Annotated in this window: 10 protein-coding genes; 8 read left to right on the top strand and 2 right to left on the bottom strand. The window is 32.7% G+C overall.

Annotation, left to right across the window (positions count from 1 at the left end):
- Positions 1-35 precede the first annotated feature (35 nt).
- The 7 genes from Q4Q34_RS11005 (at position 36) to Q4Q34_RS10975 (ending at position 6,465) form a co-directional block, all read left to right on the top strand.
- The gene (locus Q4Q34_RS11005; protein WP_330444537.1) at positions 36-455 is read left to right on the top strand and encodes a rhodanese-like domain-containing protein; all 420 of its coding nucleotides are present in this window, start codon (positions 36-38) and stop codon (positions 453-455) included.
- Positions 448-1,077, top strand: coding sequence for a TIGR04282 family arsenosugar biosynthesis glycosyltransferase (locus tag Q4Q34_RS11000; RefSeq protein ID WP_303318231.1), 630 nt, complete (start codon positions 448-450; stop codon positions 1,075-1,077). Before Q4Q34_RS11005 ends, Q4Q34_RS11000 begins: the two co-directional genes overlap by 8 nt.
- Before the next feature lie 95 nt (positions 1,078-1,172).
- Positions 1,173-1,904, top strand: coding sequence for a T9SS type A sorting domain-containing protein (locus Q4Q34_RS10995; protein WP_303318232.1), 732 nt, complete (start codon positions 1,173-1,175; stop codon positions 1,902-1,904).
- Between the two features lie 77 nt (positions 1,905-1,981).
- A complete protein-coding gene (locus Q4Q34_RS10990; RefSeq protein ID WP_303318233.1) occupies positions 1,982-2,794 on the top strand; it encodes a purine-nucleoside phosphorylase in 813 nt (270 codons plus the stop codon).
- 181 nt (positions 2,795-2,975) lie between these two features.
- Positions 2,976-3,947: an arsenosugar biosynthesis arsenite methyltransferase ArsM gene (gene arsM, locus Q4Q34_RS10985; RefSeq protein WP_303318234.1), complete on the top strand. Its 972-nt coding sequence runs from the start codon at positions 2,976-2,978 to the stop codon at positions 3,945-3,947.
- A gap of 966 nt (positions 3,948-4,913) precedes the next feature.
- The gene (locus Q4Q34_RS10980) at positions 4,914-5,768 is read left to right on the top strand and encodes a DUF547 domain-containing protein (RefSeq protein WP_303318235.1); all 855 of its coding nucleotides are present in this window, start codon (positions 4,914-4,916) and stop codon (positions 5,766-5,768) included.
- Positions 5,761-6,465, top strand: coding sequence for a TIGR04283 family arsenosugar biosynthesis glycosyltransferase (locus Q4Q34_RS10975; RefSeq protein ID WP_303318236.1), 705 nt, complete (start codon positions 5,761-5,763; stop codon positions 6,463-6,465). Before Q4Q34_RS10980 ends, Q4Q34_RS10975 begins: the two co-directional genes overlap by 8 nt.
- 126 nt (positions 6,466-6,591) lie before the next feature.
- Here Q4Q34_RS10975 and Q4Q34_RS10970 read toward each other — a convergent pair whose 3' ends face one another.
- Positions 6,592-7,323, bottom strand: coding sequence for a metallophosphoesterase family protein (locus Q4Q34_RS10970; RefSeq protein WP_303318237.1), 732 nt, complete (start codon positions 7,321-7,323; stop codon positions 6,592-6,594).
- Positions 7,324-7,589: 266 nt separating this feature from the next.
- Between Q4Q34_RS10970 and Q4Q34_RS10965 the strand changes: the two genes are divergently transcribed.
- Entirely contained in the window at positions 7,590-11,042 is a 3,453-nt protein-coding gene (locus tag Q4Q34_RS10965; RefSeq protein WP_303318238.1) for a pyruvate carboxylase, read from the top strand.
- A 389-nt stretch (positions 11,043-11,431) separates the two neighbouring features.
- Here the strand turns inward: Q4Q34_RS10965 and Q4Q34_RS10960 are convergent, their stop codons facing one another.
- Entirely contained in the window at positions 11,432-12,688 is a 1,257-nt protein-coding gene (locus Q4Q34_RS10960) for a POTRA domain-containing protein (protein WP_303318239.1), read from the bottom strand.
- Positions 12,689-12,728: the final 40 nt, after the last annotated feature.

Below are 12,728 nucleotides of genomic sequence, written 5' to 3'. Positions count from 1 at the left end.
ATCTTCTGCAAGCACAAAAGTCAATTAATAAACTATTGAAAAAATATAATGATAATAGTGTGCCTTATATTACGCACCAGGAGTTAAGCACACTAGATACGGATGTTATCCTTTTAGATTCCAGGGAATTCAAAGAATATCAAACAAGTCATTTAAAAAATGCTATTCATGTTGGATATGATCATTTTAAAATAGACAGTATTCCTAAAAAAATTCCAAATAAAGCGTCTCAAATTATAGTATACTGCTCAGTTGGTATTCGCTCCGAATCTATAGGTGATAGTTTGAAAAAAGCAGGTTATAAAAATGTAAAAAATCTTTTTGGTGGTATTTTTGAATGGAAAAACAATGATCTACCCATTTTTAATGCTGTAGAAAAAGAAACAGATAGTGTTCACACATTTTCTCTCAAATGGAGTCAATGGTTAAAAAAAGGAATAAAAGTATATGAATAAAGAACTTGTTATCGTTTTTGTAAAAAACATTAAGCTAGGAAAAGTTAAAACACGCCTCGCCAAAACCATTGGTAATCAAGGTGCTTTCGATGTATATGCTGAATTGGTTAAAGTTACCGAAGAAGCTACTCGGCATCTAGAAGCAGATAAACGTATTTACTTTTCGGATGCTGTGATAGATACAAAATGGCAAAACCAATATAAAGCGGTACAAAAGGGTATCGATTTAGGCGAGCGCATGAAACATGCGTTTAAAAAAGGGTTTGATGATGGCTATGAACGTATTACCTTAATTGGTTCGGATTTACCTGATATTACTGCCCAACATATCAACAAAGGTCTAAAGGCCTTAAAGCATAATGATGTCGTTTTTGGACCAGCAGAAGACGGAGGCTATTATTTAATAGGCTTATCTAAAATGATTGATATGGTTTTCGACAATAAACCTTGGAGTGAAGACTCATTATTAGAAGTAACTTTAGCAGAATTAAAATCAAATAAAATCGAATATACTACCTTAGAAACACTGAACGATATTGATACTTTTGAAGACTTAGTAACCTCAGAATTTTATAAATCTAATTTAGAATTACAAGAAAAAATCAAACCATTAAGTCTATAAATAATTAATTATTTAAGATAGGGTGAAATTATTTCTAAATGGTAGCGACTTAGTAATGAAATTATATTCATTATTAAACAATACCAAAAATCGTCATGAAAAAATTTTTACTATTATTCATTTTATCTTTAACAACCCAAATAGGCATTTCTCAGTGTGCTACATCCGCAAGTAGTTTTGGAAACAACACTAATATTTCGTCTTATAATGTATCTGGAGACGTTACCGTAACACTCAATAACAATAATACAGTCTCCTTAGATTTAGGCACAAATTTTCAAACAGCCGGAGGTCCAGATATTAGAGCATATCTAGTTAACTCAAATGGTGCTTCTGATGCTACTTTAAGAAACTCTGAAATTGCAGATTTAGATAATATCGAATTTGGATTAGTTGGATGTACAGGATGTATACCCGCCATACCCTCAAACGGAGCAAAGTCATTTACTGTTAATATTCCCAACGGAAAAAATATTGAAGATTTTGATCGCGTATTCTTTTATTGCCTGGCATTCGATCAATTTTGGGATTTTGGTAGTTTTACTTCTTTTAATGCCACTAATTGTAGTAGTGTTTTAAACATTGAAGAAAATGCATTTAACAAAACCTCTATTTTTCCAAATCCTGCAAGTAGTATCGTTAGAATTTCCAGTCCAACTGATGCATTAACTCAAATACGTATTTTTAATGCATTAGGAAAAGTTGTTCACCAAAGCGAAGTGAGATTAAATAATGATATAGACGTATCAAACCTTAAATCCGGAATTTATATTTTATCTGCAATTTCAGATAGACAAAGCATTTCTAAAAAGCTGGTAATTAAATAAGGCGTTTTATATAAAAATCATATTTTTTTAAAAGAATAAAACTTATATTTCTCAATTATTAATTCCAAAAACATAATATGATAAAATATATAAACGAAACCACTAAATACCTACAAGACAAAGGTTTTGAAAGTCCTGAAATTGGCATTATTCTTGGCACAGGGCTAGGGCAACTCATCAACGAAATAGATATTATAAAAGAAGTTAGTTATAATCATATTCCTAACTTCCCAACAGCAACAGTTGAGTTTCATAAAGGAAAGCTAATTTATGGCGAACTTGCTGGTAAAAAAATTATAGTCATGCAAGGGCGTTTTCATTTGTATGAAGGCTACACATTACAAGATGTTACCTACCCTGTTCGCATTATGGAAAAGTTAGGCATCAAGACATTATTAGTTTCTAATGCCGCTGGGGCCATTAATTTAAGCTTTAAAAAAGGGGAATTGATGCTTATTGAAGATCACATTAATTTACAAGGCAGCTCTCCTTTAGCATTCAAAGGTGTTGAAGAGCTGGGAGAACGCTTTACAGATATGAGTGCGCCTTATGATGCTGAAATCAATTCGAAATTTGAAAACATTGCAAAAGCGAATACTATCAAATTGCACAAAGGTGTTTACGCCAGTGTTGTAGGGCCGCAATTAGAAACAAAAGCGGAGTATAGGATGTTAAAAATTATTGGGTCGGACGCGGTTGGTATGAGCACAGTACCAGAAATTATTGTAGCAAACCATTTAAAATTAAAAGTAGCGGCCGTGTCAGTTTTAACAGATGAATGCGATCCTGACAACTTAGAACCTGTTAACATATCTGATATCATTGAAAATGCAGCAAAAGCAGAACCCGATATGATAACTTTGTTTAAAGAACTTATAAAAACACTATAAAACAGTTAGCAGTATTCAGTGGCAATAGGCAGTTATAAACTGAACACTTGTTCATTAAATACTTTGTAATTCTCGCTAAGACACAAAGATAAATAGGCGAAAACCCAGACTACAAAATGAGCACCGAACACTGAACACTGAACACTGAACACTAAAGTATTAAACACAGAATATTGAAACTATGAGTAATTATTTAGAAACCACTCACGATGTATATAAAGAAGCTGCCATAACACCCGATGTTGGATTATGTTGCACGACAAACCCTATTTGGGAACTCCCTGGTTTAAAAATACCAAAAATCATGCAAGAGATGAATTATGGCTGTGGAAGCACAGTTCATGCTCGTGATTTAACGAACAATCCAAAAATGCTTTATGTTGGTGTTGGTGGCGGTATGGAATTGTTACAATTCGCTTATTTTAATCGTCAAAAAGGAGGTGTTGTAGGTGTTGACGTTGTGGATGAAATGTTAGAAGCATCACGCAAAAATTTCATTGAAGCCGAAGCTCAAAATGATTGGTTTAAAAGTGAGTTTGTAGACCTTAAAAAAGGTGACGCTATGAACCTTCCTGTGGAGGATAATAGTATTGACGTGGCTGCCCAGAACTGTTTATTTAATATTTTTAAAGCAGACGATCTTAAAAAAGCCATTGCAGAAATGTATCGCGTTTTAAAGCCTCATGGTAGATTAGTTATGAGTGACCCAACATGCGAACAACCGATGAATAATACGTTACGTAATGATGAAAGACTGCGTGCTTTATGCTTAAGTGGCAGTTTACCAATTGCAGAATATGTAAAGGCGCTAACGGATGCAGGTTTTGGTACTATCGAAATTAGAGCCAGAAAGCCCTATAGAATACTAGACCCTAAAAATTATCCAACAGATGAGTTAATTTATATAGAATCTATTGAAGTAGCCGCAATAAAAGACCCCATGCCTGTTGATGGGCCTTGTATATTTACTGGCAAAGCAGCTATTTATTATGGAAATGAAGATTATTTTGATGATAATGCGGGCCATGTATTATTAAAAAATCAGCCTTTAGCTATTTGTGATAAAACAGCAGGAGTATTAAAAGCATTAAATAGAGATGATATTTATATTTCAGAATCGACCTACCATTACGATGGTGGTGGGTGCTGTTAATCAATTTTTCAAAAAAGAAGAGACTATCTAAAAAGTGTCATTCTGAATATTACCGAGAAACAAAATATATTTTGTTTCGAAGGAATCAGCGAAGCTGTGAAGAATCTCTATAAAATAAATAACTCTGATTATGAGTAAAATAAGATGCTTCGCGTTGCTCTGAATGACAAGGTTAACCACTTTTTAGACAGTTTCTTTTTTTTATTGTAAATCTTCTTTTAAACATTTTCAGGGTACTTTCTCATAAACAAGTACCTCCCTACTGTTTATCTTTTTGCGTAAGACTCTGAAAGACAAACCTTTTCAATATACTTTTTACTTAACAATTTCTTTTAGAATAACAATATCATTTATTAATAACTTCTAATTAATCCCTTTCGGATAATTTTTTATCCCTAAGAGGTAACTTTTTTTTTCGAATTTTGCTGGCATTATTAAATGCCCCAAATCTGAATTAAAACAATGGTAATACCCTTACTCTCTCACAGTAAAACCAATATAAAGTCCACGGAATTCCTACCCCAGAATAGGACAAAACTTCTTATTAAGCAGATACATTTAGTAGCCCCTTATACGAGTTAGACGATCTACCCCTTATTATACCTTATAATAGTAATGTAATTTGTAAGTAGTGGCGTTAAGGGTTACTATATACAGCCCCCAAAAAGCCTTAGCAATATCTTTTTAAATTTTAGAATTTAAAAAAGTGAGCTTTGGCTTTTTCTTTAAACCAACTAAAACGTGAGACTTACTCACTAAGCAGCAAATCACCACAAATACATTTAATTACTCTTTAAATATAAAATTCACATGTTGTAGTAAGAACTTTCAATTTATAACGTCAAAATGATAAGCAAAATACGACTATCTTGGTTGCTTACATCACCAATAACAGCCATTATAAGTCCTCTAACATTTAAACTATTAGAAACTTTTTCATAATATTAAGCATTCAAAAATACTATAATGAAGTACCTTATAATGTTATTGGCCCTTATTACTTTATCATCTTGTTCTGGCGCAAAACGTATTACGGAAAATATGCCAACAAAAAATAAACAAGTAGATTCAGTAAAAACTGATGAGATTATTAATCAAAAAACAGACACTATAACTCTTCAAAAGAAAAAAATTGAAGAAGAGAAAAAAGAGGATTTAGAAAAAATAAAACCGACAAAAGCTTTTAATCATTCCACCTGGAATACTCTTTTACAAAAACATGTCTCAAATACAGGTCTTGTTAACTACAAGGCCTTTAAATCTGATCGAAACGAATTAGTAAATTATATTACTTATTTAGGCAAACATACACCACAAGATTCTTGGTCCAAAGAAGCTAAACTTGCCTATTGGATTAATGCTTATAATGCTATGACTATTGATTTAATTTTACGTTATTACCCCATTAAAAGTATTAAAGACATAAAAAAACCTTGGGAACAACGTTTTTGGAAACTTGATGAAAAATGGTATAATTTAAACGAAATTGAACATCAGATTTTACGTAAAATGAAAGAACCTAGGATTCATTTTGCTATTGTTTGTGCTTCTTTTTCCTGTCCTAAATTACAAAACAACGCTTACACTGCATCAAGCATGGATAAACAACTAACTAATGCCACTAAAGAGTTTCTAAATGACCCTGAAAGAAATACTATTTCTGAAAACACACTTGGTCTTTCGAAAATATTTCAATGGTTTGCTAAAGATTTTAAACAAACAGGTACGTTAATCGATTTTCTTAATCAATACTCAGACATCACTATTTCTGACAAAGCAAAAAAGAATTTTAAAGACTATAACTGGAATTTAAATGAGTAAAATATCAATAATCATCCCTATGCTAAACGAAGCAGATCATATTGGAAATCTGCTTACTCATCTTTTAGAAAATTCGTCTAAAGAAAATATAGCTGAAATAATTATTGTAGATGGTGGTAGCACTGACAAATCTCTGGACATCGTTTCAAAATTCAAATCCGAATCCGTAAAAATAAATCTTCATAATTCATCAAAAGGTCGTGCTAAACAAATGAATCTAGGAGCAAAATACGCTACAGGCAATATTCTTTACTTTTTACATGCCGATTCATTTCCTCCTAAAAACTTTGACACTCTAATTATAAATGAAGTTAAAAAAGATAACAACGCTGGCTGTTTTAAAATGAAATTCAACAGCAATCATTTGTGGCTCAAACTCGCTGGTCAACTAACCCGTTTATCTTGGAAAGCTTGTAGAGGAGGCGATCAAAGCCAATTTATAACAACGACACTTTTTAATGAGATAGGAGGTTATAATGAGGATTTCACTATTTATGAAGACAATGATTTAATTGCTAAACTATACGAACGCAAACAATTTGTTGTCATTCAAAAATGGCTAACAACCTCAGCGAGATGTTACTGCAAAAATGGTATATGGAAATTGCAATATTACTATTGGAGAATTCATCTAAAAAAATGGATGGGAGCCGATGCTGGTGAGCTAAATCGCTATTATAAAAAGCATGTCTGTTAAATACGATATATTACTCATTTTGTCATCCTGCAACCTGTGTTGAACTTGTTTCAATAAGGCAGGAATCCACTTTATAGTAATTGAGTTTCAATTTACGAGGTCCCAGCTTTCTCAGGGATGACAACATCAATCCTTATTTCTTCCCTTTTCATCAGGGTACAGGCCTGGTAAATTATCACTTTGAAAAACAGTTTTTGAACTTAAATCCATGGCAGATAATTTTCCTTTAAATGCCGCACCCGTATCAACATTCCAAACGTTAGCAGCATGCATTGGAATATCCGAATTAAAATTAGTAGTTGGTGTATGTCCAATAAATATTTCTTTATAATGCTTTAAACGATTAGGGTATAAAACAGAACTCTTTTCTATGTTATTATCCATTGTTAAAGCCATTTCCCATAACGTTCTATCAAAATAAACCGTTTCTTTAAATACTTCCTTTTCTACACCATGCATCGATGTAAAACCTGCATGAACAAACAAACGATTTTCATCATCTATATGATATAACGGCATGTTTTCAAAAAACTCTAAATGCTGTTTCTTTTCATCCGCAGAAAAGTGAGCATAACTCTCAATAGTTTCTTTTCCGCCATGCATATACCAAATAGGATTTACATCCTCAGATTTCAACCAATTCTCACACCAAACATCATGGTTTCCTTTTATAAAAGTACAATCTATCTTTTGAGATAATTCTATTAAGAACTGAATTACCTGTGCCGATTCACTCCATCCATCTACATAATCACCCATAAAAATGAGTGTATCCTCGTCTTTAACTTCAATTTTATTTAAGACTTGAATTAGCGCTTTTAAACCACCATGAATATCTCCAACTGCAAATGTTCTCATTGAGTATTTTTTGGGGTAAAAGTAATTTTTTTTAAAGGTTTATAAAATATATCATCTAAAAATTCTCGTCTATTTTTCTATTATTGATTTAACACACCAATTAAGCCATCAACAATTTAACATCTTGAACTTTTAAAGCTTCAAACTAAAATTATAAAATTAATAAGCAAATTGACTTTTCATTATCAATTGTGTAAAAAAAATCTTAATCACTCACAATAATTTATTAAGTTTATAACCTATTGTAACTGTAATTATCTATATAAATGAAAATTAAAAAAGTACTGGTTGCTAATCGTGGCGAAATTGCTATAAGAATTTTTAGAGCTTGCGCAGAAATCGGAGTAAGAACTATTGGTATTTATACCTACGAAGACAGATACTCACTTCACAGACATAAATCTGATGAAGCTTATCAAATAGGTGAAGATAATGCCCCTTTAAAACCGTACTTAAACATAAATGTTATCATAAAAATCGCATTAGAAAGTGGTGCTGATGCTATTCACCCTGGTTATGGGTTTCTTTCTGAAAATGCAGATTTTGCACAAGCATGTAAGGATAATGACATTATTTTCATTGGCCCAAAAATATCCGTTTTACAATCTCTAGGCGATAAGATTACTGCTAAAAAAGTAGCTATTGATAATAACATCCCTATAATAGAAAGTAATACCAGCCCTTTAAATAATATAAAAACCGCATTAAGTGAAGCTAAAAAAATAGGCTATCCGGTAATGCTTAAAGCTGCTTCTGGTGGTGGTGGTAGAGGCATGCGTGTTATAAGAAAAGAAGAAGAACTTAAAAGTGCTTTTAATGAAAGTAAGCGCGAAGCTTTAAATGCTTTTGGAGACGATACCGTCTTTTTAGAAAAATTTGTTGAAAACCCAAAGCATATAGAAATACAAATCGTTGCGGACAATTATGGTAATACCGTACACTTATATGAAAGAGATTGTTCTGTACAACGACGCTATCAAAAAGTCATAGAATTTGCCCCTTCTTATGGTTTAAAAGAAGAAACAAAAACAGCTTTGTATGAGTATGCCATTAAAATCTGTAAAGCTGTAGATTATAATAATATTGGCACCGTAGAGTTTCTGGTCGATGACGATGATTCTATTTATTTTATTGAAGTTAATCCAAGAATTCAGGTCGAACACACCGTGACAGAGGTTGTTACTAATATTGATTTAGTTAAAACTCAATTATTTGTAGCTGGCGGTTATAAACTATCGGATCAGCAAATAAAAATAGAAAATCAGGAAACCATAAAAATAACAGGATATGCTTTGCAATGTAGGATAACTACTGAAGATCCTCAAAACGATTTTAAACCCGATTACGGAACCATCTCGGCATATAGAAGTGCTTCTGGTTTTGGTATCCGATTAGACGCTGGAAGTATTTATCAAGGTGTTACGATTTCTCCTTTTTTCGATTCCATGCTTGTAAAAGTCACTGCTAACAGTAGAACTTTAGATGGAGCTAGTAGAAAAGTAAGGCGTGCTTTAGCCGAATTTAGAATTCGCGGTGTAAAAACAAACATTCCTTTTTTAATTAATATTCTAAAACACGACACATTTAAGAAAGGGAAAGTTACCGTAAACTTTATTAAATCAAATCCAGATTTATTTAACTTTAAGGAGTCCAGAAATAGAGCTACGAAACTCATTACGTATTTGGGCGATACTATTATTAATGGGAATGATGACGTAAAAAAACTAGATCCCTCAAAGACCTTTGTAAAGCCTAAAATTCCAAAATTCGATATCACAGCCAATTACCCTCATGGTACCAAAGACTTATTAACAAAACTTGGTCCGGAAAAGTTTTCCGAATGGTTAAAAAATGAAAAAAAGATTCATTTTACAGATACCACGATGCGTGATGCGCATCAAAGTTTATTGGCAACCCGCATGCGTACTTTTGACATGATGAAAGTTGCAGAAGGTTATGCAAAAAATCACCCGGAAATATTTAGTATGGAAGTTTGGGGTGGTGCCACTTTTGATGTTTGTATGCGATTTTTGCAAGAAAACCCTTGGGAGCGTCTTCAAATGCTTCGTAAAGCCATGCCTAATATTTTATTACAAATGCTTATTAGAGGCTCAAATGGTGTAGGCTACAAAGCGTATTCTGATAACTTAATAGAAAAATTTGTAGAGCAATCCTGGGAACATGGTGTTGATATTTTTAGAATTTTTGATTCACTAAACTGGATGAAATCCATAGCGCCATGTATAGAGCATGTAAGAAACAGAACAAAAGGACTTGCTGAGGGTTCCATATGTTATACCGGAGATATTTTAAACCCAGAAAATACAAAATACAACTTAAAATACTATACAAGCCTTGCCAAAGATATTGAGAATGCCGGTGCGCATATTCTAGCCATTAAAGATATGGCTGGTTTATTAAAACCGTATGCCGCTTTCGAACTTGTTTCAGCATTAAAACAGGAAGTAAATATTCCTATTCATTTACATACTCATGATACCTCATCCATTCAGCCAGCAACCTATTTAAAAGCTATAGAAGCTGGTGTTGATGTGGTGGATGTAGCCTTAGGTGGCTTATCTGGACTAACATCGCAGCCTAACTTTAATTCCATCGTAGAAATGCTACGATTTAATGAAAGAGAGCCTTCTATAAATATAGATTCTTTAAATGACTATTCAAACTATTGGGGAGCTGTTAGAGAGTATTATTACCCATTTGAATCTGGTTTAAAAGCTGGGTCTGGAGAAGTCTTTAAACATGAAATTCCCGGCGGTCAATATTCTAATTTAAAACCACAGGCACAGGCTTTGGGTTTAGAAGATCGTTTTCATGAAATAACAGATATGTACGGTCAGGTCAATCAACTTTTTGGTGATATTATAAAAGTAACACCCAGCTCGAAAGTAGTCGGAGACATGGCACAGTATCTAGTGAGCAATAATTTAACCATTGATGATGTATTAGAACGTGGAGATACCATCTCATTCCCACAATCTGTTGTAAGTTTCTTTAAGGGCGATTTAGGACAACCTGTTGGGGGTTTTCCTAAAAAGCTTCAAAAGTTAATTTTAAAAGGTCAAAAACCATACTCAGATAGGCCAAACGCTCACATTCCACCTGTTGACTTGGAAGAAGATTATAAATCTTTCAAAAAAACATTTGAGAAGGGATTAGGCAGACCTATAGATATCACTGACTTTTTATCTTATAATCTTTATCCAAAAGTATTTACAGATGCTTATAACAAGCATTTAAAATATGGTAACCTCATGCATTTACCGACTAAGAACTTCTTTTATGGTATGGATATAGGAGAAGACATTATAGTCTCTCTAGACAAAGGAAAATCCATACTCATCACTCTGGAATCTGTAGGAGAGCCAAATACAGACGGCATGGTTACGGTATACTTTAAGGTAAATGGACAAGGGCGTAGTGTTGAAATTAAAAACACATCTATCAAAGTAGATAAGGTTGAACATGTTAAGGTAGATAAAACCAATGAAAAACAAATAGGCGCACCTTTACAAGGTATGCTATCTAGCATTTTGGTGAAAAAAGGAGAGCAGGTCGTTAAAAATCAACCTTTATTTATTATTGAAGCGATGAAAATGGAAACCACGATTACTGCTGTTGAAAATGCAACCGTAAAACAAATTGCTTTAAAAACCGGTACTATGGTAAACTCTGATGATTTGGTATTAATGCTAGAATAATGTATTGTCATTCCTGCGAAGGCAGGAATCTACTAGTTTATAATATATTTTCATAGATAAATGTCCCGTCAAGCGACCTTTAATCGAAAAGAATTTCCCGAGGCAAAGTCTCGGGATTTCCGTTGAAGTTGTCATTCCCGTGAAAACGGGAATCTAAATAACAGAATTTCGGTTTTCAACCCAAAGGTCAAAATTAAACGAGCGAAATAGCTCTATGGCTCTGCCTCGAGGATAGTTCGTTTCAAGAAATTCTTTATTCAATAAACCTGTAAAATTTTCTGTTTTGCTGTATAAAGGCGATTTGGTTGACATCTGTTTTTATAAAAACAAAGTAGCAATATTAATATTTCTAATATCAAAGTGGATTCCTGCCTTCGCAGGAATAAAAATCAAAAATATTGTCCAATACCAAACACAAAACCGTTGGTCGAATTTTTAGTAATGCCATAACCGTAATCAATTCTAAAAATGGCATTATATATTTTTTTATGAATAAAACGGAGACCTAAACCAGGATATATTTTAACGTTATCCTCTTTACTAAAATCACCAAAATCACCTCCCGGATTTCTCCAGGTACCTGAATCTACAAAAGCATTTCCTTGCAAAACAAACCAGTCTTTTTCATATAAAGTATGGCGGTATTCGGTATTAAGTACAATAACCCCTGTACCTCTGTCTATAGTATTACCAACACCTCTAACATTTAAATTATTATCTACAGAAAAAGGAGCAAATGGTGTATTATCATTAGTTGATAAGCCCATTCTTAATCTATTTGCCCAATTGCCTCGTTCTCCAATACGTTTAAAGTAAAAGAAATCATTCCAACCAATAAAAAAGTCTGGCAGCATAGCATTAGTAGATGTCACATACTGAAAGTTAAACTGACTTCTAAACCCAGAAATGTACTGATAAAAATAGTCTAAATTATTATATTCATAAATACCTTTCACCAGCCATTTATGGACATTTAATTCTGGTCTATTATTAATATTATCTCCTTTAAACCTATAGTCCTCTGTAAAATAATTCAAACCGAGTTCGAATCTGTTTTTAAAGTTGATTTCATACAACCCTAGAATTTCAAAAGATTTATTATTATATTTATAATCGGCCGTTTCTCCTTCAAAAAAAACAGGTTCCTGAGTCGTTAAATTTTGGTGATTTATTGCTAACCCAAACTTATTAGAAAACAAATAAGGTGCCCTAAAGTTTACAGCATAGGAGCTATAAATATCATGTTGATAAAAGCCTCCAACAGTTATGTTCCTACCTAGTGCATTAAACTCGTAGAGCCCTGCTCGATATGCAAATTCATCATTATTAGTGGTGTAAATACTTAAAGAAGGAATGAGAGTGAAATTTTCTTCAATATTATAAAACACATTGTATTGATTGTCTTCAGATGGAAATACTTGATAATAAGCATGAGAAACCGAAGGTAAACGCTTTAGGCGTAAAATATCTTGTTCTATGATTAAGGTATCTAATTTACTTCCAGGTTTGGTGGTCGATATGTTTTTTATAAATGAGGTCTTTAATTTTTTATTACCTTGAATTTTAAGGTCATGAACTATTTTCTCTTGTCCATAAGAATACAAACCTAAAATAAGTAATAAAAATACAATAGTTCTTTTAAACATTTATAGATGCAAAATTATGTAATAAAAATAAAACTTTTAA

This window comes from Flavivirga abyssicola, from assembly GCF_030540775.2.
GTDB classification, from domain to species: domain Bacteria; phylum Bacteroidota; class Bacteroidia; order Flavobacteriales; family Flavobacteriaceae; genus Flavivirga; species Flavivirga abyssicola.
The sequence above is the reverse complement of the archived record's forward strand: the minus strand, read 5'-3'. Positions and strand labels throughout refer to the sequence as shown.

Excerpts from the sequence above, each read along its gene's own strand:
- Q4Q34_RS11000 (WP_303318231.1), top strand. The coding sequence starts at position 448 with ATGAATAAAGAACTTGTTATCGTTTTTGTAAAAAACATTAAGCTAGGA.
- Q4Q34_RS10995 (WP_303318232.1), top strand. The coding sequence starts at position 1,173 with ATGAAAAAATTTTTACTATTATTCATTTTATCTTTAACAACCCAAATA.
- Q4Q34_RS10990 (WP_303318233.1), top strand. The coding sequence starts at position 1,982 with ATGATAAAATATATAAACGAAACCACTAAATACCTACAAGACAAAGGT.
- arsM (WP_303318234.1), top strand. The coding sequence starts at position 2,976 with ATGAGTAATTATTTAGAAACCACTCACGATGTATATAAAGAAGCTGCC.
- Q4Q34_RS10980 (WP_303318235.1), top strand. The coding sequence starts at position 4,914 with ATGAAGTACCTTATAATGTTATTGGCCCTTATTACTTTATCATCTTGT.
- Q4Q34_RS10975 (WP_303318236.1), top strand. The coding sequence starts at position 5,761 with ATGAGTAAAATATCAATAATCATCCCTATGCTAAACGAAGCAGATCAT.
- Q4Q34_RS10970 (WP_303318237.1), bottom strand. The coding sequence starts at position 7,323 with ATGAGAACATTTGCAGTTGGAGATATTCATGGTGGTTTAAAAGCGCTA.
- Q4Q34_RS10965 (WP_303318238.1), top strand. The coding sequence starts at position 7,590 with ATGAAAATTAAAAAAGTACTGGTTGCTAATCGTGGCGAAATTGCTATA.
- Q4Q34_RS10960 (WP_303318239.1), bottom strand. The coding sequence starts at position 12,688 with ATGTTTAAAAGAACTATTGTATTTTTATTACTTATTTTAGGTTTGTAT.